This window comes from Pseudomonas sp. MWU349, from assembly GCF_017947325.1.
Classification (GTDB): Bacteria; Pseudomonadota; Gammaproteobacteria; order Pseudomonadales; family Pseudomonadaceae; genus Aquipseudomonas; species Aquipseudomonas protegens.
On record NZ_JAFEVP010000009.1, the window covers coordinates 53,048 to 79,905 of the forward strand.

The 26,858-nt window shown below is 64.7% G+C and carries 25 protein-coding genes; 18 read left to right on the forward strand and 7 right to left on the reverse strand.

What is annotated here, in order from left to right; translation table 11 throughout:
* Positions 1-82: 82 nt before the first annotated feature.
* From trxA to KCG88_RS29165, 3 genes are all read right to left on the reverse strand, one after another.
* A complete protein-coding gene (gene trxA, locus KCG88_RS29155; RefSeq protein ID WP_011063742.1) occupies positions 83-955 on the reverse strand; it encodes a thioredoxin in 873 nt (290 codons plus the stop codon).
* Between the two features lie 62 nt (positions 956-1,017).
* Positions 1,018-1,674 (reverse strand): 50S ribosomal protein L11 methyltransferase, encoded by a 657-nt coding sequence (locus tag KCG88_RS29160; protein ID WP_047289516.1) that lies wholly within the window; start codon positions 1,672-1,674, stop codon positions 1,018-1,020.
* Complete coding sequence (locus tag KCG88_RS29165) at positions 1,671-2,129, reverse strand: lipoprotein (protein ID WP_047337910.1); 459 nt, start codon at positions 2,127-2,129, stop codon at positions 1,671-1,673. The genes KCG88_RS29160 and KCG88_RS29165 overlap by 4 nt, the downstream gene beginning before the upstream one ends.
* Before the next feature lie 129 nt (positions 2,130-2,258).
* On the opposite strand from KCG88_RS29165, the gene nrdR reads away from it, so the two are divergent.
* From nrdR to KCG88_RS29225, 12 genes are all read left to right on the forward strand, one after another.
* Positions 2,259-2,723, forward strand: a complete 465-nt coding sequence (nrdR, locus tag KCG88_RS29170) for a transcriptional regulator NrdR (RefSeq protein WP_019095943.1) — start codon at positions 2,259-2,261, stop codon at positions 2,721-2,723.
* Positions 2,720-3,853 (forward strand): bifunctional diaminohydroxyphosphoribosylaminopyrimidine deaminase/5-amino-6-(5-phosphoribosylamino)uracil reductase RibD, encoded by a 1,134-nt coding sequence (gene ribD / locus KCG88_RS29175; RefSeq protein WP_047337909.1) that lies wholly within the window; start codon positions 2,720-2,722, stop codon positions 3,851-3,853. Before nrdR ends, ribD begins: the two co-directional genes overlap by 4 nt.
* Before the next feature lie 47 nt (positions 3,854-3,900).
* Complete coding sequence (locus KCG88_RS29180; protein WP_011063737.1) at positions 3,901-4,563, forward strand: riboflavin synthase; 663 nt, start codon at positions 3,901-3,903, stop codon at positions 4,561-4,563.
* A gap of 16 nt (positions 4,564-4,579) precedes the next feature.
* A complete protein-coding gene (gene ribBA / locus KCG88_RS29185) occupies positions 4,580-5,671 on the forward strand; it encodes a bifunctional 3,4-dihydroxy-2-butanone-4-phosphate synthase/GTP cyclohydrolase II (RefSeq protein WP_047289512.1) in 1,092 nt (363 codons plus the stop codon).
* Positions 5,672-5,762: 91 nt separating this feature from the next.
* On the forward strand, positions 5,763-6,239 hold the full coding sequence (gene ribE / locus KCG88_RS29190) for a 6,7-dimethyl-8-ribityllumazine synthase (protein ID WP_016968455.1): 477 nt from the start codon (positions 5,763-5,765) through the stop codon (positions 6,237-6,239).
* On the forward strand, positions 6,236-6,736 hold the full coding sequence (gene nusB / locus KCG88_RS29195) for a transcription antitermination factor NusB (protein WP_047306286.1): 501 nt from the start codon (positions 6,236-6,238) through the stop codon (positions 6,734-6,736). The genes ribE and nusB overlap by 4 nt, the downstream gene beginning before the upstream one ends.
* Positions 6,737-6,754: 18 nt before the next feature.
* Positions 6,755-7,720 (forward strand): thiamine-phosphate kinase, encoded by a 966-nt coding sequence (gene thiL / locus KCG88_RS29200; protein ID WP_210713653.1) that lies wholly within the window; start codon positions 6,755-6,757, stop codon positions 7,718-7,720.
* Positions 7,717-8,220: a phosphatidylglycerophosphatase A gene (locus KCG88_RS29205; RefSeq protein WP_047289510.1), complete on the forward strand. Its 504-nt coding sequence runs from the start codon at positions 7,717-7,719 to the stop codon at positions 8,218-8,220. The genes thiL and KCG88_RS29205 overlap by 4 nt, the downstream gene beginning before the upstream one ends.
* Positions 8,221-8,230: 10 nt before the next feature.
* Complete coding sequence (locus tag KCG88_RS29210; RefSeq protein ID WP_047289509.1) at positions 8,231-8,974, forward strand: transporter substrate-binding domain-containing protein; 744 nt, start codon at positions 8,231-8,233, stop codon at positions 8,972-8,974.
* A 128-nt stretch (positions 8,975-9,102) separates the two neighbouring features.
* Positions 9,103-9,720, forward strand: a complete 618-nt coding sequence (ribA, locus tag KCG88_RS29215) for a GTP cyclohydrolase II (RefSeq protein ID WP_011063730.1) — start codon at positions 9,103-9,105, stop codon at positions 9,718-9,720.
* A complete protein-coding gene (locus KCG88_RS29220) occupies positions 9,717-10,136 on the forward strand; it encodes a hypothetical protein (protein ID WP_011063729.1) in 420 nt (139 codons plus the stop codon). The genes ribA and KCG88_RS29220 overlap by 4 nt, the downstream gene beginning before the upstream one ends.
* Entirely contained in the window at positions 10,136-10,933 is a 798-nt protein-coding gene (locus tag KCG88_RS29225) for a cobalamin-binding protein (protein WP_210713654.1), read from the forward strand. The genes KCG88_RS29220 and KCG88_RS29225 overlap by 1 nt, the downstream gene beginning before the upstream one ends.
* Positions 10,934-11,002: 69 nt before the next feature.
* Here KCG88_RS29225 and KCG88_RS29230 read toward each other — a convergent pair whose 3' ends face one another.
* From KCG88_RS29230 to KCG88_RS29245, 4 genes are all read right to left on the reverse strand, one after another.
* Complete coding sequence (locus KCG88_RS29230) at positions 11,003-12,895, reverse strand: TonB-dependent receptor (RefSeq protein ID WP_210713655.1); 1,893 nt, start codon at positions 12,893-12,895, stop codon at positions 11,003-11,005.
* A gap of 119 nt (positions 12,896-13,014) precedes the next feature.
* On the reverse strand, positions 13,015-14,916 hold the full coding sequence (gene dxs / locus KCG88_RS29235) for a 1-deoxy-D-xylulose-5-phosphate synthase (RefSeq protein ID WP_210713656.1): 1,902 nt from the start codon (positions 14,914-14,916) through the stop codon (positions 13,015-13,017).
* A gap of 112 nt (positions 14,917-15,028) precedes the next feature.
* Positions 15,029-15,916: a (2E,6E)-farnesyl diphosphate synthase gene (ispA, locus tag KCG88_RS29240; RefSeq protein ID WP_047289505.1), complete on the reverse strand. Its 888-nt coding sequence runs from the start codon at positions 15,914-15,916 to the stop codon at positions 15,029-15,031.
* On the reverse strand, positions 15,913-16,155 hold the full coding sequence (locus KCG88_RS29245) for an exodeoxyribonuclease VII small subunit (RefSeq protein ID WP_011063724.1): 243 nt from the start codon (positions 16,153-16,155) through the stop codon (positions 15,913-15,915). Before KCG88_RS29245 ends, ispA begins: the two co-directional genes overlap by 4 nt.
* Positions 16,156-16,522: 367 nt before the next feature.
* Here KCG88_RS29245 and KCG88_RS29250 point away from each other — a divergent pair, with 367 nt between their 5' ends.
* Genes KCG88_RS29250 through KCG88_RS29275 form a run of 6 tightly spaced genes read left to right on the forward strand, consistent with a single transcriptional unit; the run spans position 16,523 to position 26,749 of the window.
* Entirely contained in the window at positions 16,523-17,314 is a 792-nt protein-coding gene (locus KCG88_RS29250) for a DUF2135 domain-containing protein (protein ID WP_019092777.1), read from the forward strand.
* Positions 17,315-17,351: 37 nt separating this feature from the next.
* Positions 17,352-19,064 carry a DUF2138 domain-containing protein gene (locus tag KCG88_RS29255; protein ID WP_047337905.1) on the forward strand — a complete coding sequence of 571 codons (1,713 nt, stop codon included), beginning with the start codon at positions 17,352-17,354 and terminating at the stop codon, positions 19,062-19,064.
* Positions 19,049-19,708 carry a DUF1175 family protein gene (locus KCG88_RS29260; protein ID WP_015637191.1) on the forward strand — a complete coding sequence of 220 codons (660 nt, stop codon included), beginning with the start codon at positions 19,049-19,051 and terminating at the stop codon, positions 19,706-19,708. The genes KCG88_RS29255 and KCG88_RS29260 overlap by 16 nt, the downstream gene beginning before the upstream one ends.
* Positions 19,705-24,282: an alpha-2-macroglobulin gene (locus KCG88_RS29265; RefSeq protein ID WP_210713657.1), complete on the forward strand. Its 4,578-nt coding sequence runs from the start codon at positions 19,705-19,707 to the stop codon at positions 24,280-24,282. The genes KCG88_RS29260 and KCG88_RS29265 overlap by 4 nt, the downstream gene beginning before the upstream one ends.
* 1 nt (position 24,283) lies before the next feature.
* Entirely contained in the window at positions 24,284-25,927 is a 1,644-nt protein-coding gene (locus KCG88_RS29270) for a DUF2300 domain-containing protein (RefSeq protein ID WP_047337903.1), read from the forward strand.
* 3 nt (positions 25,928-25,930) lie between these two features.
* Positions 25,931-26,749, forward strand: coding sequence for a DUF2135 domain-containing protein (locus KCG88_RS29275; RefSeq protein ID WP_015637188.1), 819 nt, complete (start codon positions 25,931-25,933; stop codon positions 26,747-26,749).
* Positions 26,750-26,858: the final 109 nt, after the last annotated feature.

Genomic DNA, 26,858 nt, shown 5'->3' on the forward strand with positions numbered 1-26,858 from the left:
GAGCCAGCTTGCTGGCGAGCGCGTTCGACCTGTGAACGCTTTCGCTGGCAAGCCAGCTCCTACACAAGCCAGCTCCTGCGGCTCAGTACAGGGCGGCGAACAGCTTGCGGCGGTAGGCGGTCACCAGCGGGTGGTCGTTGCCCAACAGGTCGAAGACTTGCAGAAGGGTCTTGTGGGCGATGCCTTCGTTGTAGCTGCGGTTGCGCATGAACAGCTTGAGCAGGGCTTCGAGCGCCGCTTCATATTGCTGGCGCGCCAGTTGCTGGATCGCCAGTTGATACAGCGCTTCATCGTCCTGCGGGTCCTTGGCCAGGCGCGCCTTCAACTCGGCGGCATCCGGCAGGTCCGCGGCCTGCTTGAGGAAGGTGATCTGCGCCTTGGCCCCGGCCAGGGCCGCTTTGTGCTCATCGCTCTTGACCGCGTCGAGCACGGTCTGGGCTTCACCCAGCTCGCCACGCTCGGCCAGGCAGCGGGCATAGAGGATCAGCGCCTTGGCGTTGCTGTTGTCTTCGCCCAGCAGCACCTTGAGCAGGGCCTCGGCATCGCCGATACGGCCTTCGGCAAACAGGGCTTCGGCCTGTTCCAGCGGGTCGGCGGCCGGCGGTGGCGGCATCTGCACATGGGGTTCGAGCATGGCCCGCACCGCGGACTCCGGTTGCGCACCGGCAAAGCCGTCTACTGGCTGGCCGTCCTTGAACAGCACTACGGTTGGCAGGCTGCGGATGCCGAAGCGGGCGACGATGTCCTGCTCGATATCGCAGTTGACCTTGGCCAGCAGCAGTTCGCCCTGATAGCTCTCAGCAATTTGCTGCAGCATCGGCATCAGCGCCTTGCAGGGCGCGCACCACTCGGCCCAGAAGTCCACCAGGACCGGCTTGTGAAAGGAGTTCTCGATCACCGACTGGTCGAAGTCAGCGGTGCGGGCGTCGAAGATGTAGGGCGTTTCCTGACTCATGGGGGATCTCGAATAAGCGGGAATGGAAGCACTATAAAGGCTGGCCGGGAGGCTGAAAATCGCTATCGCCGCTGTGCGTGATAGAGGCTCACGTTGCGAAATTCCCAGGGTTCGGCCAGGTCGGGCAGGGTGAGGGCATTGAGCATTTCCAGGCGCTGATAGAGCGGGTGCTGGAAGTCCCGTACGCGGGAGTCCGCCACCAGGGCCTGGCGGCCACGGCTGAGGAATTGGTCCAGTAGCGGTAGGTTGGCCCGGTCGTAGAGCACGTCTGCCACCAGGATCAGGTCGAAGCGGTCGGCCTCGGCGAAGAAATCCATGGAATAGCTCAGCTCGACGCCATTGAGTTGGGCATTCGCCCGGCAGGCGGCAATGGCCAGCGGGTCAAGGTCACAGGCCACCACTTCCCGGGCCCCGGCCTTTGCCGCGGCAATCGCCGCCACGCCGGAACCGGCACCGAAATCCAGCACCCGCTTGCCCGCGACCCAATGCGGCTGCTCGGCCAGGTAGCGCGCCAGGGCCAGGCCGCTGGCCCAGCAGAAGCTCCAGTAGGGCGGCTCGTGGAGGATGCGCCGGGTTTCTTCCGGGGTGAAGGCGCGGTCCATATTGTCGGCGTCGATCAGCCAGAGTTTCAGCGTGGTATCGGGCAGCTCGCAGGCTACCAGTCGCGCGTCACCCAGCAGTTCGCCGAGGGCAGCTTGCAGGTCGAGCGGGACATTCATGGGGCTTTGATAAATTGCAGTTGGCCCAGGGCCTGGCTGGTGGGCTGGTCGATGCGTTGTGCCGGCAGGTGCAGGATCAATTGGCCGGACTGGCTGGCGCGGCCGCGCAGTTCGACCCGGGCTCCGACCGGAAAGGCTTCGGCGGCAAAGCGCAGGCGGAACGGCAGGGCCTGGCTGGTGCCGCTCAGGTTGCTGCTGGCCAGCAGGCGTTGCGGACGGCCGCGCTCATCGATCACCAGCAGTGCCAGCTCGACGTCGGCGCCGGCCGGTACGCCCTCCAGGGTGCCGCTCAGCTCGCGCTGGTAGGCCGGCAAGGGGCCTTGATCGGCCGGTTCCTGATTTTTTTTCACCGCCTGCTGCTGTGACGTGGAGGGGGCCGCAGGTTTTTGCGCATCGCTGCTGCAAGCGACCAACAGGCTGACAAGACTGAGCAGAACGAGCGGTCTGAGCGGCATCTGAAGCTCCAACAAGGCGAATTTCCGTGTGCGAAACATAATAGTCGGTCTGTATACCGTAAAGGCTATGGCTTGTCTTGCCAGTGGGATGCGCTACCATGGCCCTCCCTTTTTTTGTTGCCTGCCACCATGCACTGTCCCTTCTGCGGTGCCAACGACACCAAGGTCATCGACTCGCGTCTGGTCGCCGAGGGCGAACAGGTGCGCCGCCGGCGTGAATGCCTGGCCTGTGGTGAACGTTTCACCACCTTCGAAACCGCCGAACTGGTGATGCCGCGCCTGATCAAGACTGACGGCAGCCGTCAGCCCTTCGACGAAGAAAAACTGCGCGCCGGCATGCAGCGCGCCCTGGAAAAACGCCCGGTGAGTGTCGAGCGTCTGGAGGCGGCGCTGGTGCACATCAAGCACAAACTGCGTGCCACCGGCGAGCGCGAGGTCAAGTCCCTGGTCGTGGGTGAGCTGGTGATGACCGAGCTGCAAAAACTCGATGAAGTCGCCTACATCCGCTTCGCCTCGGTCTATCGGCGTTTCCAGGACCTCAACGAATTCCGCGAAGAGATCGACCGTCTTGCCCGTGAGCCGGCCAAGCAATGAGCCAGCCTGCCGAGCAAGCGATCCTCGACGCCCACTACATGGCCCGTGCTCTGGAACTGGCACGCAAGGGGCGCTACTCGACCCATCCCAACCCGCGTGTCGGCTGCGTCATCGTGCGCGACGGCCAGGTGGTGGGCGAGGGCTGGCATGTGCGGGCCGGCGAGCCCCATGCCGAGGTGCATGCCCTGCGCGCGGCCGGTGAACTGGCCCGTGGCGCCACCGCCTATGTGACCCTCGAACCCTGCAGCCATCACGGGCGTACGCCGCCCTGCGCCGACGCCCTGGTGAATGCCGGCGTGGCACGGGTGGTCGCGGCCATGCAGGACCCCAACCCGGAAGTGGCCGGCCGTGGCTTGCAGCGCCTGGCCCAGGCCGGTGTCGACACCCATAGCGGTGTGCTGGAAGGCGAGGCGCGGGCGATCAATAAAGGCTTTCTGAAACGCATGGAGCACGGCTTGCCTTATGTGCGGGTCAAGCTGGCCATGAGCCTGGATGGCCGCACCGCCATGGCCAGTGGCGAGAGCCAGTGGATCACTGGCCCTGCGGCGCGCTCTGCGGTGCAGCGCCTGCGGGCCGAGTCCAGTGTGGTGCTGACCGGCGCAGACACGGTGCTGGCGGACGACGCGCGGCTGACCGTGCGCGCCGCCGAATTGGGCCTGGATGCCGAACAGACCGCCCTGGCCATGAGCCGGCCGCCGCTGCGGGTGTTGATCGACGGCCGCCTGCGGGTGCCTCTGGATGCGCCATTCTTCAAGGCCGGCCCAGCGTTGGTTGCCACTTGCGCAGCCGTGGAAGAGCAATACGCCAACGGCCCGGAATGCCTGATTGTTCCCGGCCCCGATGGCCAGGTGGATCTGCGTCGCCTGCTGTTGGAACTGGCGGCACGTGGGGTCAATGACGTGTTGGTGGAAGCCGGCCCGCGCCTGGCAGGGGCCTTTGCCCAGCAGGGCCTGGTGGACGAGTACCAGATATTCGTCGCCGGCAAGTTCCTCGGCTCCTCTGCGCGGCCCTTGCTGGACTGGCCGCTGGCGCAGATGGGCCAGGCGCCCTTGCTGAAGATCATCGAAATGCGTGCGGTGGGCGATGACTGGCGAGTCACTGCCATCCCGGCCCCGCCAGCGAGCGTATAATTCCCGACTTTCGCCTACCCGGCGGCCCTGTTCTCGAGGAGGACTCCATGTTCACCGGCATCATCGAATCCATCGGCAGCATTCGCGCATTGACCCCAAAAGGCGGAGATGTGCGGGTCTATGTAGAAACCGGCAAGCTTGATCTGGCCGACGTCAAACTGGGCGACAGCATCGCGGTGAACGGCGTCTGCCTGACCGCTGTTGAACTGCCTGGCGATGGTTTCTGGGCCGATGTCAGCCGTGAAACCCTGGACTGCACCGCCTTTCACCAGTTGAAGGCCGGCAGCCGGGTGAACCTGGAGAAAGCCCTGACCCCGACCACCCGCCTGGGCGGTCACCTGGTCAGTGGCCATGTCGACGGCGTCGGTGAAGTGGTGGCGCGGGAAGAAAATGCCCGGGCCATCCAGTTCCGCATCCGCGCACCGAAAGAACTGGCCAAGTACATCGCCCATAAAGGCTCGATCACCGTCGACGGCACCAGCCTGACGGTCAACGCGGTCAATGGCGCCGAGTTCGAGCTGACCATCGTTCCCCACACCCTGGCGGAAACCATCATGGCCGACTACCGGCCGGGTCGGCAGGTCAACCTTGAGGTGGACCTGCTGGCGCGCTACCTGGAGCGCCTGCTGCTGGGCGACAAGGCGGCCGAGGCCACGGGCGGCACCATTACCGAAAGTTTTCTGGCCGCTAACGGCTATCTCAAATCCTGACTCAAGGGGGTGCCGAGTGGCGCTCAACAGCATCGAAGAACTGGTTGAAGACATCCGCCAAGGCAAGATGGTCATCCTCATGGATGACGAAGACCGCGAGAACGAAGGCGACCTGATCATGGCCGCCGAGTGCTGCAAGGCCGAACACATCAACTTCATGGCCAAGCACGCCCGCGGCCTGATCTGCATGCCCATGAGCCGCGAGCGCTGCGAGCTGCTCAAGCTGCCGCTGATGGCGCCGCGCAATGGTTCGGGCTTTGGCACCAAGTTCACCGTCTCCATCGAGGCCACTGAAGGTGTGACCACCGGCATCTCCGCCGCTGACCGCGCCCGTACCGTGCAGGCCGCCGCTGCCAAGGACGCCAAGGCCGAAGACATCGTCAGCCCGGGCCACATCTTCCCGCTGATGGCCCAGCCCGGCGGCACCCTGGCCCGCGCTGGCCACACCGAGGCCGCCTGCGACCTGGCACGCATGGCCGGTTTCGAGCCTAGCGGGGTGATCTGCGAAGTGATGAACGACGACGGCACCATGTCCCGTCGCGCCGAACTGGAAGCCTTCGCCGCCGAGCACAACATCAAGATCGGCACCATTGCCGATCTGATCCACTATCGGATGATCCACGAACGTACCGTTCAGCGGATTGCCGAGCAGCCGCTGGATAGCGAACTGGGCCAGTTCAACCTGGTGACCTATCGTGACTCCGTGGAAGGCGACGTGCACATGGCCCTGACCCTGGGCGAGATCTGCGCTGAAGAGCCGACCCTGGTACGGGTGCATAACATGGATCCGCTGCGCGACCTGCTGATGGTCAAGCAACCGGGCCGCTGGAGCCTGCGGGCGGCCATGGCCACGGTGGCCGAGGCCGGCAGTGGCGTGGTGCTGTTGCTCGGGCACCCGCTGGATGGTGATGTGCTGCTGGCACATATCCGTGAAACCGCGGAGCACCAGCCGGCGAAGAAACCCACCACCTACAGCATCGTCGGTGCCGGTTCGCAGATCCTGCGCGACCTGGGCGTACGCAAAATGCGCCTGATGAGTGCGCCGATGAAGTTTAATGCGATATCCGGTTTCGACCTGGAAGTTGTAGAATACGTGCCCTCCGAATAAAAGCCGCCTGTTTCCGGCAGCCTATTCGCGGTTCAAATATCACTGAAGAGCGTGTACTAGACACGCTCTGGCTCTTTAAGAGATTTGTCGAATGACCCTGAAGACCATCGAAGGTACCTTCATCGCCCCTAAAGGCCGCTATGCCCTGGTGGTCGGCCGTTTCAACAGCTTCGTCGTCGAAAGCCTGGTCAGCGGCGCGGTTGACGCCCTGGTTCGCCACGGCGTGAGCGAAAGCGACATCACCATCATCCGTGCTCCTGGCGCCTTCGAAATTCCGTTGGTCGCGCAGAAAGTCGCACAGAAGGGTGAATATGCGGCGATCGTCGCCCTGGGCGCGGTCATTCGTGGCGGTACTCCGCACTTCGAATACGTGGCCGGCGAGTGCACCAAGGGCCTGGCCCAGGTGTCCATGGAGTTCGGCGTGCCAGTGGCCTTCGGCGTGCTGACCGTTGATTCGATCGAACAAGCCATCGAACGTTCCGGCACCAAGGCCGGCAACAAAGGTGCTGAAGCTGCCCTGTCCGCCCTGGAAATGGTCAGCCTGCTGGCGCAGTTGGAGGCCAAGTGATTAGCGACGAAAGCGATCGTTTCAACCCGCGCGATCCCAAGCCTGCCAACGCCGGCAAGCCATCCAAGAGCGCCAAGCGTCGCGAAGCCCGTCAACTCGCGACTCAGGCGCTGTACCAGTGGCACATGGCCAAGCATTCGCTGAACGAGATCGAAGCGCAGTTTCGGGTCGACAACGATTTCACTGACATCGACGGCGCCTACTTCCGCGAGATCCTGCACGGGGTCCCGGCCAACAAGAACGAGATCGACACCGCGCTCGTGCCTTGCCTGGACCTGGCCATCGATGAGCTGGACCCGGTTGAACTGGCGGTTCTGCGCCTGTCCACCTGGGAACTGCTCAAGCGCGTCGATGTGCCATACCGCGTTGTGATCAACGAAGGTATCGAACTGGCCAAAGTCTTCGGTTCCACCGATGGCCACAAGTTCGTCAACGGCGTTCTCGACAAGCTGGCACCACGCCTGCGCGAAGCTGAAGTGAAGGCGTTCAAGCGCTGAATCGCGCTTGCGGCTGCCATGGGCGAGTTTGAGCTGATCCGTAACTTCTTCGCTGCCGCGCCTTGTGCGCAGGGCGGCGAGGGTGTTGCCCTGGGGATCGGCGACGACTGCGCCTTGCTGGCAGTTGCCCCTGGCGAGCAGTTGGCGATTTCCACCGACACCCTGGTGGCCGGTGTGCATTTCGCCGATCCCTGCGAGCCCTTTCTTCTTGGCCAACGCTCCCTGGCGGTGGCTGTCAGCGACCTGGCCGCCATGGGCGCCACGCCACTGGCCTTTACCCTTGCCCTGACCCTGCCGACGGTAAGCACCGATTGGCTGCAGGCCTATGCCCAGGGCTTGAACGCCATGGCGCAGAACTGCGGGGTGCGTCTGATCGGTGGCGATACCACCCGCGGCCCCTTGACCCTGACCCTGACGGTATTCGGCCGGGTACCTGCCGGCCTGGCCCTGACCCGCAGCGGTGCTCGGGTAGGCGATCTGCTATGCGTCGGCGGTGACCTGGGCAACGCCGCCGGCGCCTTGCCGCTGGTCCTGGGCCAGCGCAGCACCGAGCCGGCGCTGGCTGAGCCACTGCTGGCCCATTACTGGTCGCCGCAACCGCAACTGGCCCTTGGCCAGGCGCTGCGGGGCAAGGCCACGGCGGCGCTGGACATCTCCGATGGCTTGCTGGCCGATTGCGGCCATATCGCCACGGCCTCGGCGGTTGGTTTGCAGGTCGAGGTTCAGAAACTGCCGCTGTCGCCGGCGCTGCTGGGCTTTCTCGGCCAGCAGGGTGCTCGCGCCGCGGCCCTGAGTGGCGGTGACGACTACGTCCTGGCCTTCACCCTGCCACCGGCCGAACTGGCGCCGCTACTGACGGCCGGCTGGCCAGTGCGGGTGGTCGGGCGAGTGGTAGCCGGGCAGGGAGTGACGCTGCTGGACGCCGATGGGCAGGACATCACCCCCGGCACCCGGGGTTATCAACACTTTCCGGAGACACAGTGACAGATCATCCCAAACAGGTCCCGGCGGAGTTCGTACCGCCGTCGGTGTGGCGCAACCCCTGGCATTTCCTGGCCTTCGGCTTTGGTTCCGGCACCTTGCCCAAGGCCCCGGGCACCTGGGGTTCGCTGGTTGCGCTACCCTTTATCCCGCTGTGGCAGATGTTGCCGGACTGGGGCTACTGGCTGATGCTCGGCATCACCATGCTGTTCGGCTTCTGGCTGTGCGGCAAGGTGGCCGACGATCTGCGGGTGCATGACCACGAAGGCATCGTCTGGGATGAAATGGTCGGCATGTGGATCACCCTGTGGCTGGTGCCCGAAGGCTGGTACTGGCTGCTGGCAGGTTTCCTGATGTTCCGCTTCTTCGACATTCTCAAGCCCTGGCCGATTCGCTGGATCGACCGGCATGTGCATGGCGGCGTTGGCATCATGCTCGACGACATCCTCGCCGGGGTGTTCGCCTGGCTGGCGATGCAAGGGCTGGTGTGGTGCTTCAGCTGAGGAAATAGGCATGGGTGTGTGCCGCGCGCTGCTGGTATTACTGGTTGCCTTGAGCTGTTGTTGCGTCCGGGCCGCGGAGCCGCAGGCGCAGCCCAGGCACATTCGCATCGCCAGCGAGGTCTGGAGCGATTACACCGAAGCCAACGGCGAGGGGCTGGGCTGGGACATTCTGCGGGAAGTCTTCGAGCCGCTGGGTGTGACCATCGAACGTTGCAGCGTGCCTTATACCCGTTCGGTCGGGCTGGTACAGCGCGGTGAAGTGGACGCCCACATGGGGGCCTACCGCGATGAGTCGCCGGGTGTGCTTTACCCTCACTGGAACTACGACACCGATCACATCTACGCCCTGGGGCTGGCCAGCAACCCCGAGTTGAGCCTGGCGACTATCGCCAGTTATCGACTGGTCTGGGTGCGCGGCTACAAGTACCAGGATTACCTGCCCAATGTCCGCCGTTACAACGAGATCCGCCGGCGCATCGGCATCCTGCCGATGCTGCTGTACAGCCGTGCCGACTATTACATCGATGCCCAGACCGAGATCGACTACGTGCTGGGGCAGGCCTCCGATCCGAGCCAGTTCAAGCGTACCCACCTGACCGAGCTGCCGCTTTACCTGGGGTTCGCCAGCAACCCGCGCGGGCGGGAAATGCGCGAACTGTACGACCAGCGCATGGCGCAACTGGTGAGCACCGGGCGTTTGCGGCCGATTTTCGAGCGCTGGAAACAGCCTTATCCCTTTGACGGGAGCCCCTAGCCGGCGGTGCGTTGATCAAACTTATCGATCTTTATCTCCGATAATTCAGCCTAAGCGTCCAGTGGAGGCTGCTGTTACAATGCCGCCTCTGCGAATCTCCAGTCCTCATACAGATCAGGAGCACAACAGTGCCCGTCGTTTTTGTTGCTGCTTGCAAGCTGCCTACGCCTTTTGCGCAATTCACCATGCATGGTTTTCTCGATGAAGCTACCGGCCGCGAGCATGTGGTGCTCAGCCTGGGCGATATCGCCGACGGCGCGCCGGTTCTCGGCCGCTTGCACTCCGAGTGCCTGACCGGCGATGCGTTGTTCAGCCAGCGTTGCGACTGCGGCTCGCAACTGGAAGCCGCCCTGCAGGCCATTGCCCGCGAAGGTCGTGGGGTGTTGCTGTACTTGCGCCAGGAAGGCCGGGGTATCGGCCTCTTGAACAAGATCCGCGCCTATGAACTGCAGGACGGCGGGGCCGACACCGTGGAAGCCAACGAACGCCTGGGCTTTGCCGCCGACCAGCGCGACTACGCCATGTGCCTGCCGATGCTGGAGCACCTGGGGGTCAAGTCCCTGCGCCTGATGACCAACAACCCGCGCAAGGTCAAGGCCTTGACCGAGATGGGGATTCAGGTCGCCGAGCGCGTACCGCTGCACACCGGCCACAACCCGCACAACAAACTCTACCTGGCGACCAAGGCCAGCAAGCTCGACCACATGATGGGCAACGAGCACCAGGGCGAGGTTGACCGCGCGTGACCCGGGGCCAAGTCAAGCGGCGCCTGACCGTCAGTTGGTGGCAATACCTGGCCCTGGGCCTGTTGCCGTTGTTCGTGATCAACGCGCTGTTCGGCCAGGGCGAGCCCATCCTGCCGGTGCTGGCGATGCCGTTCTTCATTGCCGGGGTGGCATCGATGTTCGTCAGCCTGCGCTTCTTCGGCGGCTACAAGCACGCCCTGATCGCCACCCAGAAAGCCCTGGACACTCCCGAGGAACCGGCGGCCTGGATCAACCTTGCGGCCAGCCGGCGGGTGGCGTTCCTGGCGGCGTCGCTGCCGGCCTGGATCGGCACCCTGGCGGTGTTCGTCGGCCTGGAAGCGGTGCCGCTGATGCTTCTGGCGGTGTCCACGGCGGTGCTGTTCTACCTCTATCGCATTCCGCGTCAACTGGGCTGATGCTGCGCTGGCTGGCGGTCCTGTGCCTGCTGGCCAGTGCTCCGGCGATGGCGGCGCAGCGGGTGGTGAGTCTTGCGCCATCGCTCTCGGAAATCGTTGTAGAGCTAGGCGCCGCCGAGCTGCTGGTGGGCGTGCTGGATGCCGGTGAACGGCCCGCGCCGCTCAAGGACCTGCCTTCGGTGGGGCGCTACGGCCAGCTGGATATCGAGCGCCTGCTGAGCCTCAAACCTGATTTGCTGTTGCTCTGGCCGGGCAGTGTCGGCCCGGCCCAGCGCGATCAGCTGGCGCGTCTGGGGATTCCCACCCTGGTTGCCGAACCCCATGACTTCCCGCAACTGACCGCGCAGATTGCCGAGATCGGCGAGCGCCTGGGTCGCCCGGCTGCCGGCCGCGAGCTGGCCGCCGAGTTGAACGGGCAACTGGCTGCATTGCGCGTCCGCTATCACCGCGAACCGCCGTTGCCGGTGTTCTATCAGGTCTGGGACCAGCCGCTGTACACCGTGGGCGGTGGGCAGATCATCAGCGACGCCTTGAGCGTCTGCGGCGCGCGCAACGTGTTTGCCGACCAGCACCTGCCGGCGCCCCAGGTCAGTATCGAATCGGTGTTGCAGCGCAATCCGCAGGCGATCCTGGCCACCGCCCAGGGGCAGTTGGATGCCTGGAAGGCCTGGCCGCAGATCGCGGCGGTGCAGCAGGGGCGGTTGCTGCTGGTAAGGGACAAGGGCTTGGAGCGGCCCAGCGGGCAGATGATTGCCGCGACGGCCAGGCTCTGTGCCTTGATCGCACCTGAGCGCTGAGCCCCTTCGCCGGCAGACCTTGCCCTAGGGGGCCTGTAGGAGCCGGCTTGCCGGCGAAGGCGGCGGACCTTACAGCTCAGGTGTCCAGGTCACGCCGAACATCCAGGTACGGCCTTCGCTGCGGTAGCCATAGTCGTTGCCGTTGTACTCGTAGAGCGTGCGGCTATAGGACTTGTCGAAGATGTTGTCGAGTTTCAGGTCCAGCTTCACTTCCTGATTGATCGCCCAACTGCTTCGCAGTCCGAGCAGGCCGTAGCCGCCAATCGGAACCTGCTTTTTCGTGCTCAAGTCCTCACGGCTCTTGCTCACCAGTTGCCAACTGGCACCTAGCGCCAATTGGTCGAACTGCCGGTCTAGATCCAGATTCAAGGTGCGGCGGGCACGGCGCGGCAGTTGATGGCCATCCTTGCGATTGCGCGGATCAATGATCGCGGTGCCGATGCTGGTCTGCCAGCCGAACAGTTCCTGTTTCAGGGCCGCTTCGAAACCGTTGATTCTCGCTGCGCCAACGTTTTCCGGGCGTTGGGCTATGCGGTCATAAATGATTGCGTCCTTGATATCGGTGCGGAAGAGCGAGGTCTCCAGGCGAGTGCTTTGCGTCAGTTGGTTACGCCACTGCAATTCATAGCTCTTGGAGTGTTCCGGCTTGAGGTCGGGGTTGCTGAAGCCGGGGTAATACAGGTCGCTGAAGTTGGGCGCTCGGAAACCTTCGCTATAGGAGAGCAGCAAGTCATTGTCCGGGTTGAGCGGCAGGGTAAAGGTGCCGCTCCAGGTGTTCTGGCTGCCATATTGCTGGTTCTGGTCGCGGCGCAGACCCAGCTCGGTGGAGAAACTGTCACCGCGAAAGCGGTGCTGAATGAAGGCCGCCCGGCTCCAGCGGCTGTCTTCGGCAAATCGCGCCGGGCTGGTATTGAGCCGGTCTTCGTACCAGTCAGCGCCGAGGATCAGGCTGTTGTGCTCGTCTAGGCGCAGATCGTTCTGCCAGTTCAGCGAGTCCCGGTAGGTATTGAATACGTTTCGTTCGTCACTGAGTTTGTCGCGCTTGAGGTCGCGGTTCTCGCTATGCCCCAGCTCTACTCGCGACGTCCAGTAATCATTGATGTGCGCATCGAGATAGCTGCTGACGCTGCTGACACTGAAATCGGTGTAAGGATCCTGGGCGAAGATGTCGTAGCTTGAGTCGTAGCGCCCGAAGGGGTTGTCATAGCGCGTGCGACCACGGTTATCCAGCAGGTTGAGGCCTACCTCCAGGTCATCGTTCAGCGCATGGCTGAGGGTGAAGCTCAACGACTTGTTGCGGTAACCATCATGGTCGGCATCGCTGGGGAACGATTCGTGGGTCCAGTCGATCCCGGCGGTTTCATCCAGGTTGGCGCCGAGGCTGAAGCGGGTCTGGGCGTCGCCACCGGAAAGGCCCAGGCTGCGCTCCCAGGTCTGGTTGCTACCAGCGGCGACACGCATGCGCCCATGCAGCCCCGAGTCGGCGCCGCGCCGGGTGAAGATCTGGATCACCCCGCCAATGGCGTCGCTGCCATAGATCACCGAGCGCGAGCCACGCAGCACTTCCACCCGTTCAATCTGCTCGAAGCTGATGAACTGCAGGTTGCTGTCGCCGGAGGATGAACTGCTGATGCGCTGGCCATCCACCAGCACCAGGCTCTGGGCCGAGTTGGTGCCGCGAATAAAAATGTTCGGCAGGTTGCCGCGGCCGCCGCTCTGGGCAACCTGGACCCCGGGCACCCGTTGCAACAGGTCGGTCAGGCTGGTGGGTTGCAGGCGGTCGATATCTTCCCGGGTGAACACGGTGTTGGCGGCGCTGCTGTCGTTGCGAGCTTCCACCTGGCGGTTGGCGCTGATCAGCATCTCCGGCAGTTTCAGGGCCTGATCGCGGTCGGGGGTGTCGGCAAAGAGTTCGGCGCAGGGCAGAAGGCAAAGTGGCAGGGCCAGGCGAGAGAGTTTCATGGCTATTCCGTTAGCGCGGCTCAGCCTTCGCCGCAGTGTGTGAAGCCGGATAAGGAAGGGAGCAAAAGCGACGCCCGCATGGCGGGCGTGCAGCAGCGGCTAAAGGTAGCCGCTGTGGGTCAAGCCAGGCCCAGCAGCGCCAGGCGCTGGCGCACCGAAGCTTCGATGCCGGCTTCGTCGAGGCCGCATTCGGCAAGCATCTGCGCCGGTTTGGCGTGCTCGACGTAGGCGTCGGGCAGGCCCAAGTGCAGGATCGGCTTGAGGATGCTCTCGCGGGCCAAAAACTCGCTGACCGCACCACCGGCGCCGCCCATGATGGCGTTCTCTTCGATGGTTACCAGCAGTTCATGGCTGCCGGCGATCTCGCGCACCAGGGCTTCATCCAGGGGTTTGACGAAGCGCATGTCGACCACGGTGGCGTCGAGCTTCTCGGCCACTTGCAGGGCTTCGGCCAGTTGCACGCCGAACACCAGCAAGGCCACTTGCTTGCCCTGGCGGCGGATCACGCCCTTGCCGATCTCGATCGGTTCCAGGCTCTTGTCGATCGGCGCGTTGGGGCCGGTGCCGCGCGGGTAGCGCACGGCCGCAGGGCCGTTGTACAGGTGCCCGGTGCTGAGCATCTTGCGCAGTTCGTTCTCGTCGCTTGGGGTCATCACCAGCATGCCGGGGATGCAGCGCAGGTAGGAGAGGTCGAAGCTGCCGGCGTGGGTCGGGCCGTCTTCGCCCACCAGGCCGGCGCGGTCGATGGCGAACAGCACGTCGAGGTTCTGTACCGCCACATCGTGGATCAACTGGTCATAGCCGCGCTGGAGGAAGGTCGAATAGATCGCCACCACCGGCTTGGCGCCCTCGCAGGCCATGCCGGCCGCCAGGGTCACGGCGTGCTGCTCGGCAATTGCCACGTCGAAGTAGCGCAGCGGGAAACGCTCGCTGAAGGCCACCAGGTCCGAACCTTCCTTCATCGCCGGGGTGATGCCCACCAGGCGCGGGTCGGCGGCGGCCATGTCGCACAGCCATTCGCCGAACACGCCGGAATACTTCGGCCCGCCGGCCTTTTTCGGTACGGCCGCCGGGGCGTCCAGGGGTTCCAGCTTGGTGATGGCGTGGTAGCCGATCGGGTCGACTTCCGCCGGGGCGAAGCCCTTGCCCTTCTTGGTCACCACATGCAGGAACTGTGGGCCCTTGAGGTCGCGCATGTTGCGCAGGGTGGCGATCAGGGTCGGCAGGTCATGGCCGTCGATGGGGCCGATGTAGTTCCAGCCCAGTTCTTCGAACAGGGTGCCGGGGACCAGCATGCCTTTGGCATATTCTTCGGTGCGGCGGGCGATTTCCCAGGCCCCGGGCAGGCGCGACAGCACTTTCTTGCTGCCTTCGCGCATGCTGGCGTAGGTGCGGCTGGAGAGAATCTTGGCCAGGTAGTTGGACAGCCCGCCGACATTGCGCGAGATCGACATGTCGTTGTCGTTGAGGATCACCAGCATGTTGGCGTCCACTTCCGGCGCGTGGTTCAGGGCTTCGAAGGCCATGCCCGCGGTCAGGGCACCGTCGCCGATCACGGCGATGGCCTTGCGCTCGCTGTTCTGCAGGCGGGCGGCGATGGCCATGCCCAGGGCTGCGCTGATGGAGGTGCTGGAGTGGCCGACGCCGAAGGTGTCGTATTCGCTCTCGGAGCGCCGCGGGAAGGCGGCCAGGCCGTCTTTCTGGCGCAGGCTGGCCATCTGCTCCCGGCGTCCGGTGAGGATCTTGTGCGGATACGCCTGGTGACCCACGTCCCACACCAGCCGGTCGTCCGGGGTGTCGAACACGTAATGCAACGCGATGGTCAGCTCGATGACCCCGAGGCCGGCACCGAAGTGCCCGCCGGTCTGGCCGACCGTGTAGAGCAATTCCAGGCGCAACTCATCGGCCAGGGTTTCCAGCTCGGCTTCGCCTAACCGGCGCAGGCCGTCCGGCGTCTGGGCGCGGTCGAGCAGCGGCGTGGTCGGGCGTTTGCGGGGAATCTCATGAAACGTCGTGGGCATCAGGCGAATCGTTATAGGTATAGAAAGAGGCGGCAGTTTACCTTATGCATCGCAAGCTGCCCACGCAGAGCGCCGAACTTGGCCGATATGCGGTCCTGTTACGGACCGCCGATCAGCTGCGGCGTTCGACGATATAGCGCGCCAGCTCGCGCAGCGGCTCGGCCGCTGCGTCAAACGGACGCAGGGCATGCAGCGCCTGGTCGCGCAGTTCCAGGGCGTACTCCTTGGCCGCGGCCAGGCCCAGCAAGGCCGGGTAGGTCGGCTTGTCCCGGGCGATATCGGCGCCCTGGCGCTTGCCCAGGGTGGCGGTATCGCTTTCGACATCGAGAATGTCGTCCTGCACCTGGAACGCCAGGCCAATGGCCTGAGCGTAGGTTTGCAGGGCCTTGAGCTCGTCCTTTTCGGCCCGGCCGCTGGCCAGGGCGCCAAGGATCACACTGGCTTCGATCAGTGCCCCGGTCTTGTGCCGATGCATGTATTCCAGGGCCGGCTGGTCCAGCTTGAGCCCCACGGAACCGAGGTCGATGGCCTGGCCGCCGACCATGCCCGCCGGGCCCGCGGCCTGGGCCAGGGTGGTGACCATGCGCAGGCGGATCTCGGCACTGGCGTCGCTCAGGGCCGGGTCCAGCAGGGCGCTGAAGGCCAGGCTCTGCAGGCCGTCGCCGGCGAGGATCGCGCAGGCTTCATCGAAAGCCTTGTGGGTGGTGGGCTGGCCGCGGCGCAGGTCGTCATCGTCCATGGCCGGCAGGTCGTCGTGCACCAGGGAATAGGCGTGGATCAGCTCCACCGCGCAGGCGGCGCCGTTGGCTTGCTCGGGCTTGCCGCCCAGGGCCTCGCAGGCGGCGTAGGCCAGCAGCGGGCGTACGCGCTTGCCGCCATTCATCACGCTGTAGCGCATGGCTTCATAAAGGCGGGCAAGTTCGGGGCTGGGGGCGGTGAACAGGGTGTGCATTGCAGCGTCGACGCGGGCCTGGCTGGAGGCCTGATAGGCGGTAATCATTCCGGCTGTTCCGCATCGAAGGGCTGTTCCGCCAGCTCGCCATCGCGCTCCAGGAGAATCTGCACCTTTTGCTCGGCCTGGGCCAGGGCTGCCTGGCAATCGCGGGTCAGGCCGATGCCTTGCTCGAAGGCGGTCAACGAGTCTTCCAGCGACAGCTCGCCGTTCTCCAGACGCTCGACCAGGGTTTGCAGGTCGGCGAGGGATTGTTCGAAATCTAAGGCAGCTTTTTTGCGGGCCATGGCGGCTATCCCGGTTGACGTTAAACCGGCGCGACACTAGCAGACAGCGGGGTTTCGGGCAAATGAGAAGCGCCCGCTGGCGGGCTTCGGGCGGGGGGCGTTCGGGTAGGGATCCTGGGGTTTGCCCGACGCGCGTTGCTCCTGGAAGTGAAGGGAGTAATGGCGCGGTAATGGCACTTGCTGCGGGGGTTTCAGGGCATTGCCGATTCCCTCGCAAATTCCTTTTTCGGCAATTGTGCAACAGGCGCCAAATCGCTAATCTGCGGCCTTTCCAACGCCCTTTGTTGCCGGGCACTCTTTCTGAATATTTGCAGCCGCGCCGAGGATCTGGCGCCAGGGTTTCCCCATGCATGGCAGGACGCATTACATGCGCGCTCTATCCTCCCTTCTGCTGACCTTGCTGCTGGCCGGGCCGGCATTCGCCGAGCCTTCTGCCGAGCTGCAGGAACCCCTGGCCGGCTGGCGTTATTCCGGCCTGCTGGACCGCACCGAGCAGGATCGCGTGGCCTATCCGACGCCGCCCATCGACCGCGGCATCCAGCGCAACCGGACCCTGATCGAAGGCCAGCTCAAGGCCATTGGCCATTTGCGCCAGCCCCACAGCCTGTCGGTCAACGGCAATCCGTTGAATCTCTACACCGACGAGCAGGGTCGTTTTGCCCGGCCCTATGCGTTCGGTGCCGGCTCCAACAGCGTCGAAGTGCGCAGTTCCGAGGGCAAGTCCCTCAAGCGCGTGCAGTTCTATGAAGCCAACCTGAACAAGACTCCACCGCGCATTCGCGTAGTGCTGGGCTGGGACGACCCCAAGGCCGAGCTGGACATGCACATCATTACCCCGGACGGTCAGCACGCTTTCTTCGGCCACCCCGGCCTGACCAATGGCGGCGGCCTGGACCCGGACGGCGTCGATGGCCCGGGCCCGGAAATGTTCACCATGACCGCACCGCTGCGGGGCACCTACCTGATCTACGTGAACTACTGGGGCAACTTCGGCAGCGGCGGGTACAACTTCGACGAAGGCAGCAATCAGAACGAGGTGATCACCTCGCAGATCAACCTGATCCTTAACGAAAACACCGTCGATGAGAAACGCGAGACCTTTATCGTGCCCATGCGGGCCATCGGCGACCTGTTGCTGGTCAAGTCTTTCAACTATTGAACATCCCGCACCACGGATGAATTGGGCTTTGTGAATCATGAGCGAAAACACAGCATCCCCGGCAGCCGGCGTGCCCGGTACTGAACAACCCGCCAGCAAGCGGCGCTGGCCGGTCCTGGTCATGGGCCTGTGCCTGGTGGCGGCCGCGGTCACCGGCGTGGGCTGCAAGCCCAAGACTCCGGTGGCGGAATTGGCCGGCGACAAGCTGGGCCTGAGCCGCCCCGACGGGCTGCTGGAAACCCATTCCCTGGCGCAGTTGCCCAAGGACCTGCTGGCGGTGCCTTTCCTCAAGGAAACCCTGACCGAGGATTTCGTCTTCTATTACCAGACCCACGCCGACCGCCTGGGCCTGATCGGCAGCCTGCGGCGGATCATCTACGAGCATGACCTGAAGCTGCAGGACAACCTGATCGAGCAATTGTTCGACCAGCCGGCCGACGTGGCGCTGTGGCGCGGCGCCGATGGGCGTCTCAAGGACTTCCTGCTGGTGATGGACCGCGGCGGCCTGGCCAAGCTGCTGGAGCCCCTGGCCAAGGTGGCCCTGGATGACACCCAGTTGAGCAAGCTGGCGGACCTGAAGGTCGGTGGCGATGCGGTGACCCTGTACCAGTTGAATTACAACGCCAGCCGGTCCCTGGCATTCGCCTCCCACGGCGACAAGCTGGTGGTGCTGTCCAACCCCGCCAAGCTGTATGACCCCGCCACCGGCGCCGACGACGAGCATGGTGCGGTGTCCACCACCGCCCTGGAGGCCCTGCTCAACGGCGACAAACTGTTCCCCGAGGCCTTTGGCCTGGAAGCGCGCAAGCCTGAAGTGCAGCAGCGGCTGGCAGTCAACTCCAGTGTTTTGGCCATGGGTTACCAGCGCTTTATCCCCAACTTCGCCGGCCTGCGCTTCGACATGGACGACAAGGGCTGGCACAGCTACCTGGCCATGCAAGAGCAGGACAACCAGCCGGCGTTCGACTTCAAGCCGATCTGGCAGGCCATGCCCATGGGCGCCAGCGCCTGCGTAGCCTTGCCCCTGGCGGCGGAGCAGCAGAAACCGTTGCTGGTCAAGCTGGGCGCCGAAGAAGCGGTGGCCACCACCCTGACCGAACACATGGCCGGGACCGCCGGCCTGTGCTGGTACGCCGACTCGCGGCTGTACACGCCGCTGCTGGTGGCCAGCCTCAAGGACAAGGACAACGCCAAGCTCGATGCGGAGCTGGGCAAGTTGTTCGGCTCCATGGTCGGCACCCGGGAAAGCAAGGTGGCGGAGCGCATCTTCCCGGTGGTCGAGCAGCAGAACGGCGACGTGCACCAGTGGCAGCGCCAGGTCAGTTCCAACTTCGGCCAGTACCCGGCCAAGGAAGCCAAGGACCCGCAAACCATCACCGGTCGCGCCTTCATGCAGGTCAGCCTGGCCCGCCATGGCTCGACCCTGGTGTTTTCCCTGGATGACAAGCTGGTGAACAAGGCCCTGGGCACCCTGGACAAGCGCTTCCCGCCGCTGGCGGACGTGGTGCCCAAGGATGCACTGATGCCGGTGTACCTGGGCCCGCAGTCCCTGGCGCAGTTGATCCAGCAGGAAACCTTCGACAGCCTGCCCCAGGACATGGAACCGGTGTTCAACAACGCTGCGCAAACCTACCTGGTGCCCAAGCTGCGCACCCTCGGCGGTTATGGCAAGTACGCCCTGACCCTGCCCGAAGGCAGCGAGCCCGACGGTCACTGGCAATGGCTGCCTCTGCAATGGCGTGCCCTGTGAGTGCACTGCGCAAAGGTCTGAGCAGCCTTGGCCTGTTGGCCTTGTTGCTGAGCAGCGCCGTGGGCGCGACCCAGGCGCCGCCCCTGGACGTGCAACAGTCCCAGGTGTTTCGTGCCTGGTTCGTGCGCATCGCCCAGGAGCAGTTGAGCCAGGGCCCGAGCCCGCGCTGGTACCAGCAGGACTGCGCGGGCCTGGTGCGCTTTGCCGCCAACGAAGCGCTCAAGGTCCACGACAACAAGTGGCTGCGGGCCAACGGCATGTCCAATCGCTACCTGCCGCCGGAGCTGCAACTGAGCGAAGGCCAGCGCGGCCTGGCCCAGCAGTGGCAGCAGGGCGGCGGCCAGACCGGGCCCTACGTCAATGCCATCAAGCTGATCCAGTTCAACAGCCATCTGGTGAGCCGTGACCTGGGGCAGGCGCGCCCCGGTGACCTGTTGTTCTTCGACCAGGGCGACGACCAGCACCTGATGATCTGGATGGGCCGCAACATCGCCTATCACACCGGCACCACCACTCCCACCGACAACGGCATGCGCTCGGCTAGCGTGCAGCAACTGATGACATGGAAGGACACTCGATGGATACCCGACTCAGCCAACCCCAACTTCATCGGCATCTATCGACTGAACTTCCTCACCCAATGAGCGAATCCCGTATGTCCCGTTTTCTGTTTCGCCTGACACTGGCCTTGACCCTGCTCACCCCCGTGGCCCTGGTCAACGCCGAAGACTCGGTGCCGTCCAGCGACTATGCGGCGGTCTCCGGCGAGAGTTTCTTCCTCCTGGCCGATAGCAGTTTCGCCAGCGACGAACAGGCCATGGTGCGCCTCGAAGCCCCGGGCCGTGACTACCGGCGCTTTCGCATGGAGCCTTATGGCGGCGCGGACATCCGGGTGTACCGGATCGACCAGCCGCTGGACTTTCTCAAGCGCCAGAAGAACCTGCACCGAGTGGTCAGCGACGGCCAGTTCAAGGGCGAGGGCCTGTCCAATACCCTGGCCTACCTGTGGGACAACTGGTACCGCAAATCCCGCCGGGTGATGCAGCGCGCCTTCTCCTACGAGTCACGCAAGCAGGTCACCGAAGAGGTGCCGGAACTGAAGGTGGGCAACTCCATGCTGGCGCCGACGCCGTATGACGCCCAGCCGCAATTCGCCCTGATCCCGGGTCTGCCCCTGGTGACCCAGTTCCGTTATCCGCTGTGGCAGGCCAAGCCGATCCAGCCGCCGGCCGGGGTAAACCTGTCCGGTTCCTCCAGCCAGTTCATCAACGTCGCCCCGGGCAACGTCTACATCCCGCTGGGGCAGCTCAAGCCCGGCCTGTACCTGGTGGAGGCCCTGGTGGGCAAGTACCGCGCCACCACCATGGTTTTTGTTTCCAACACCGTGGCGGTGAGCAAGATCGCCGGCGACGAACTGCTGGTCTGGGCCGCGGGCAAGCATGAAGGCAACTCGGTACCCAAGGTCAATGTGCTGTGGACCGACGGCCTCGGTGTGATGAACAGCGGCGCCACCGACGAACAGGGCCTGGTGCGCCTCAAGCACGTCAGCCCCGAGCGCTCCTACGTGATCGGCGAAGACCAGGAAGGCGGGGTGTTCGTCTCCGAGAACTTCTATTACGACAGCGAAATCTACGACACCAAACTGTATGCCTTCACCGACCGGCCGTTGTATCGCCCCGGGGACTGGGTATCGCTGAAGATCGTCGGTCGCGAGTTCAAGAACGCCCGGGACTCGGTACAGCCGGGTGCCGGCACGGTGAACGTCAGCGTGCTGGATGCCGCCGGCACCGCCCTGCAGAACATGACCCTGAACCTGGATTCCAAGTCCGGCACCCAGGGCCGCTTCCAACTGCCGGAAAATGCCGTGGCCGGTGGTTATGAACTGCGTTTTGGCTACAAGGGCCAGGTCTACAGCAGTGCCTTCCGCGTGGCCGAGTACATCAAGCCGCACTTTGAAGTTTCCCTGGCCCTGGCCAAGCCGGACTTCAAGACCGGCGAGCCGGTGAAGGGCAACCTGGTACTGCTCTACCCCGACGGCAAGCCGGTGGCCAACGCTCGCCTGCAACTGAGCCTGCGGGCCCAGCAGCTGTCCATGGTGGACAACGAACTGCAGTACATGGGCCAGTTCCCGGTGGAGTTGACCAGCGCCGAGCTGACCACTGACTCCAAGGGCAGCGCGACCCTCGACTTGCCGGCGGCGGACAAGCCCAGCCGCTACATGCTCACCGTATTCGCCAGTGATGGCGCCGCGTATCGGGTCAAGACCACCAAGGAAATCCTCATCGAGCGTGGCGCGGCAAGCTTCAGCCTCAGCGCGCCGCAGCGTTTCAGCGCTGCCGGCGACAAGGTGCAGTTCAGCTATGCCAACCAGAACACCAGCGAGCAGAGCAAGAACGTCAAGCCGAGCCGCTACGGCTGGGTGCGCATGGAGGACCAGTCCACCGGTGAGGGCAAGCTGGCTGCCGCCGACAGCGGTTTCGCCCTGGCCTTCGAGCGCCCCGGTACCTACAACCTGACCCTGCGCGACGAGCATGATCGTGTACTGGGCGGCACCAGCCACTCGGTCACTGGCGAGGGCGTGAAAGCGGTGCCGGGCACCGTGGAAATCGTCCTCGACAAGCCCGAGTACAAGGCTGGCGACGAAGCCCTGGCGCTGATCACCTTCCCGGAGCCGATCAACGACGCCCTGCTGTCCCTGGAGCGGGACAAGGTCGAGGCCACGGCGCTGCTGTCCAAGGGCGGCGATTGGCTCAAGGTGGAAAAACTCAGCCCCACCCAATACCGCGCCCGGGTGCCGGTGAAGGACGGCTTTGCGCCGAACCTGACCTTTTCCGTGCTCTACACCAAGGGCGGCGAGTACAGCTTCCAGAACGCCGGGATCAAGGTGCTGACGCCGCAGATCGATGTGGCCATCCATACCGACAAGGACAAATACCAGCCGGGTGACATGGTCACCGTCGACCTGTCTACCCAGTTCGCCGGCAAGCCGGTGCCCGCACACCTGACGGTCAGCGTGGTGGACGAAATGGTCTACGCCCTGCAACCGGAAGTGGCGCCGAGCATCGACCAGTTCTTCTACCACCCGCGGCGCAACAACGTGCGCACCAGCGCCAGCCTGTCGTTTATCAGCTACGACGTGGCCCTGCCGGGCAGCCCCACCGCCCCGGGCAAGGCCAACCGCAGCGAACGCGGGGTCAAGGTGCTGGAGCGTCCGCGACGCGAAGACGTCGACACCGCTGCCTGGCAGCCGGAGCTGGTCACCGATGGCAACGGCAAGGCGCGTTTCACCTTCCGCATACCGGATTCCCTGACCCGTTGGCGCATCACTGCCCGGGCCATCGCCGATGACGGCCAAGTGGGGCAGAAAAAGCAGTTCGTGCGTTCCGACAAGGCCCTGTACCTGAAGTGGAGCGGTCCGACCCGCTTCCGCACAGGTGACAAGCCGGACCTGGGGGTATTCGCCTTCAGCCAGTCCGAACAACCCACCAAGGCCGAACTGGTGATCCGTTACGCCGGTGAGTCCCAGCGCCTGCCGCTGACCCTCAACAGCGGGATCAACTATGTGGCGCTGCCGGCCATTGCCCCGGGCAATGGCGAATGGAGCGCCGAGCTGGTGCAGGGCGGCAAGACCGTGGATGCCCTGGCGGTGCGCCTGGTCAGCAGTGCGGCCGGCTGGCAGAGCGTGCAGACCCAGAGCCTGGACGTGGTCACCATCAGCACGCCGCTGGGCCTGCCGGCCGATGCTGCGGACATTCGCCTGCGCCTGGACGACAGCCCGCAAGCGCTGTTCCGTTCGGCCCTGGATGACCTGCTGGAATACCCGTATGGCGGCGTCGAACAGACCGCCAGCCAGTTGCTGCCGTTGAGCGTTGCCTACCCGGCGCTGGCCAGCAATCCGCAGATCCGCGACCGGCTGCGGCTGATGATGCAGAACAGCCGTCTGCGCCTGGTGCACATGGCCGGGCCGGAAGCGGCATTCACCTGGTGGGGCGAAGATGCCGAGCCGGATGCCTTCCTCACCGCCTACGCCTATTACGCCGACTGGAATGCGAGCAAGGTGCTGGACCTGAACCTGCCGCCGGAGCACTGGCAGCGGGTGCTGGAGGTCTACGCCAAGCAGGCTGGCAATACGCCATTACTGCAACGGGCGCTGATCCTGTCGTTCGCCCGTGAAATGAAACTGCCGATCAACACCCTGGTCAGCGGCCTGATGGACGACCTGGCCAAGGCCGGTAGCGGCCCGGCAGCCAGCATGCAGGACAACGACAGCGACAGCCTGGTGATGGACGATCCGGATTCGGCCCTCGGCCTGGCCAGCGCCCGGGTGCTGGCCGCGGCCCTGGCGCGGGATGCCAAGGTCACGCCACCCGCGGCGTTCGTCGCCCAGCTGGAAGCGGCGCAGCAGCAATTGGATATCAGCTCCCAGCCGTTCACCCAGGCCCTGAGCCTGTCGCTCAAACCGTTCGACCAAGGCGCGGCGCGTGCCTTGCTGCAACGCCTGCTGCCGTCGCAATCGACCCTGGAACGGGCCCTGGCCCTGACCTGGCTGCAGCGCAGCATCGCCCAGTCGACCCCGGCGGTGGCCTTGAACCCGGGGCAGGGCTGGCAACAGCGCCAGGGCGCCAGCGGTGAAAGCTACTGGCAGTGGCAAGGGGCGCAGGTGCCGACGGTACTGGCCCTGGGCTCTGTGCCGGAACGTCCGCTGCGGGCGTCGGTGAGCTACCTGAGCAAGCTGGACATGGGCACGCCATCGCCGGTGAACATCACCCGCCGCCTGTTGCGCCTGGTGCCGGGGGACGAAGCCTTCACCTTCAAGCTGGAACCGGTGGGCAACAAGCCGATCGCCAGTGACGGCCTGTACCTGGACGAAGTGATCATCGCCAACGAAGGCAACCGGCCGCTGCTGTACGGCATGCTGGAAGTGCCGCTGCCGCCGGGCGCCGATGTCGAGCGCACCACCTGGGGCATCAAGCTGGCCGGCCCGGCCGGTACGGAAGCGGCGTCCCTGGAGAAGGCTCGCTCCGAGCCGGGGCAGATGAGCTACGCGGTGCCGCTGGATGCGTTGAACGACAGCAGCGAAGTGCGCTTGCGCCATCTGGTTCGCTTCTCCCAGAAAGGCCAGTTCAACCTGCCGCCGGCGCGTTTCTACCAGGTGTACGCACCGGAGCATCAGGCTCAGGAACGTACCCCGGCCCTGGGTCAGGTCACGGTCAAATAACATGGCGCGGTGCTGGGCCTGGCTATGTCTGTGTTTGCTTCCTGGGTGGGTGACGGCCCAGGACGAGCCCTTGCGCCTGGCCTGGAAAAACGCCCCGGACAGTGAGCTGGTGAGCCTGAGCAAGACCCAGGTTCTGTCTCGCGAGCCGTTGCCCAAGGATCTGCAAGCGCCCCTGGGCAGCGTCTGGAAACTCTTCGTCTACGCCTGGTTGGTGGACACCGGCGCCCAGGAGCCGGCCTATGCCTGCCAGGGCAAGTCCAAGGAAGAGGTCTACTGCTGCTCGGTGGGCGCCAGCATCGCCCGCGATCAGGCGCTGGTACGTTCCTGCGGTTTGTATTTCGAGCCCCAGCGCCTGCAATTGTCCGCCGCAGACTGGCGCCATTACTGGCAGGCCCGCAACGCCCCCGACTGGTTGCAGGACCTCAACCAGCTGCAGCCCCAGACCCGGGTCCCGGTGGCGCAACTGCTGCAGGTGCTGGCGCTGTTGCCGGCCCGGGACACGGCCCGGCGCGTGCTGCTGGATGTGGTGCTCAATGCCGGCGACGGCGCTGTAGTGGGCGCCTTGGGCGGGCGCTTGCGGGTCAAGACCTGGAGCTGGCTGGCGGATCAGGACCCGCAGTCGCGCCAGGGCGGTTTTGCCGGCTGGCTGGTGGATGGCACACCGCTGTGGGTGGGCGGGCGAGGCACCAGTCAGCGGGTGTTGAAGGATTATGCCCAGGCCCTGAACCAGGCGCTGCCGGACAACCCGCCTGTGGATAAAGGCCGCTGTGTGGAGGTCAGCCTGTTTTCCCGCTACCCGCTCAAAAGCGTCAGCCAGGGCGGCCAGCCGGCCAAGCCGGGTGCCTTGCAAGGGGATTACCGGGTGGAGTTTGCCAACGGCAACCAGCTGGATATCCACAGCGCCGGCGAGCTGTTTCTACAGCAAGACCCTGCGGCCCAGCGACTGGTGGCGCGCCTGGACCGTGAGGAATATGTCGCTCGGGTACTGCAGCGCGAAGCCAGCAGTGAGCCAGGGGAGGCCGCCAAGGCGCTGGCCGTGGCCATCCGTACCTACCTGTTGCAGAACGCCGGGCGCAGCGGCGAATGCCTGAGCATCGACGATAGCAGCAACCGCCAGCGGGTCGCGCCGCGCCCGGCCACTGCCCAGGCCCGGGCCATTGCCGCCTGGACCAGCGACCTGGTGCTGGCCGGCACTCAAGTCACCTACCACTCGGACCTCAAGGCGCCGGACAAGCTGTCCTGGCAGCAGGCCGTGGAGCAGGCCCGGTCCGGGCAACGCTACGACGCCATCCTGCTGCACGCCTATCCCCGGGCCAGCCTCAGCCGCTGGGACAACCCCGTGGCCTCCTGCGAACCCTTGCCGGCGGCCCAGGAGTGGCTGCTGCAGCAGCGCCGGCGCTGGCGCCAACCGCTGGAGCAAGAGGTCGGCTACAACGAAATCAGCCAGTTCGCCGTGTGCCGCCTGAGTTTCGGCCGGCCTTACGTCGACCGTGAACGGCAACGCATCTATGTGCGGGGCGTGCTCTCGTTGCAAGACCGCCTCGACCTGACTCACGAATACCTGCACCTGGCCTTTGAAGCTCATCCCAACGGCCAGGATGAAACCTACATCGAAGGGCTCGCCCGTCATCTTTTATTGGAATAGGCCATGAAACTTCCTGCTCCCCCGGTCCTCCTGTTCCTTTGTGGAATGTTCAGCCTGCCCATGGCCCTGGCCGACAGCGGCATCCAACTCGACACCCCCAAGGGCGGCTGGCGCACTCGAGCCATGGATGGTGAACAGTACATTCAGGAGGTCAACTACCCGGCCTCCTCGGTGAATACCCCCCAGGGCCAGGCCGATACCGCGCGTATTCGCGGGCAGATCAAGGGTGCGCCCAAGGCGAACAAAGAGCCTGGCAAGCTGATCGTCAATGGCGTCAGCATGCCGCTCAAGTTCGATGAGCAAGGCAGCTTCGACCGGCCGTACGCCTTTCCCAACGGCAGCAACAGCGTCGAAGTGCGCAGCCCGGATGGCCAGCAACGCAAGCGCGTGCAGTTTCTCAACACCGGCGGTGGCGTGACCCCGCCTAAGTTGCGCGTGCTGCTGTCCTGGGACAGCGACAACACCGACCTTGACCTGCACCTGGTAACCCCGGACGGCGCGCACATCTGGTACGGCGACCGCGTGGCTCCCAACGGCGCGACCCTGGATGTGGACGTGACCACGGGCTACGGCCCGGAGATCTTCTCCATGCCGGCGCCGCTCAAGGGCCAGTACCTGGTCTACGTGAACTACTACGGTGGCGGTTATCGCAGTGACGACGATGAAGACGGTGGCCAGGAAAATGCCGTGCAGCCCCTGACCACCGCCCAGGTCACAGTGATTACCGAGGAAGGCACGCCGGATGAAAAGAGCGAGACCTTTGTGGTGCCGATGCGCGCCCCCGGGGAACTGACCCTGGTGCGCAGTTTCAGTTATCCATGACCGGGCTCAACGGATGCGCTTTCCCGGCCATCCGTTCATTGCCCTGAGACAATACGGGCCCCCGGTGTTTGCCTTGCAATGAATCACCATTCATTGGCAGGGAAATGCA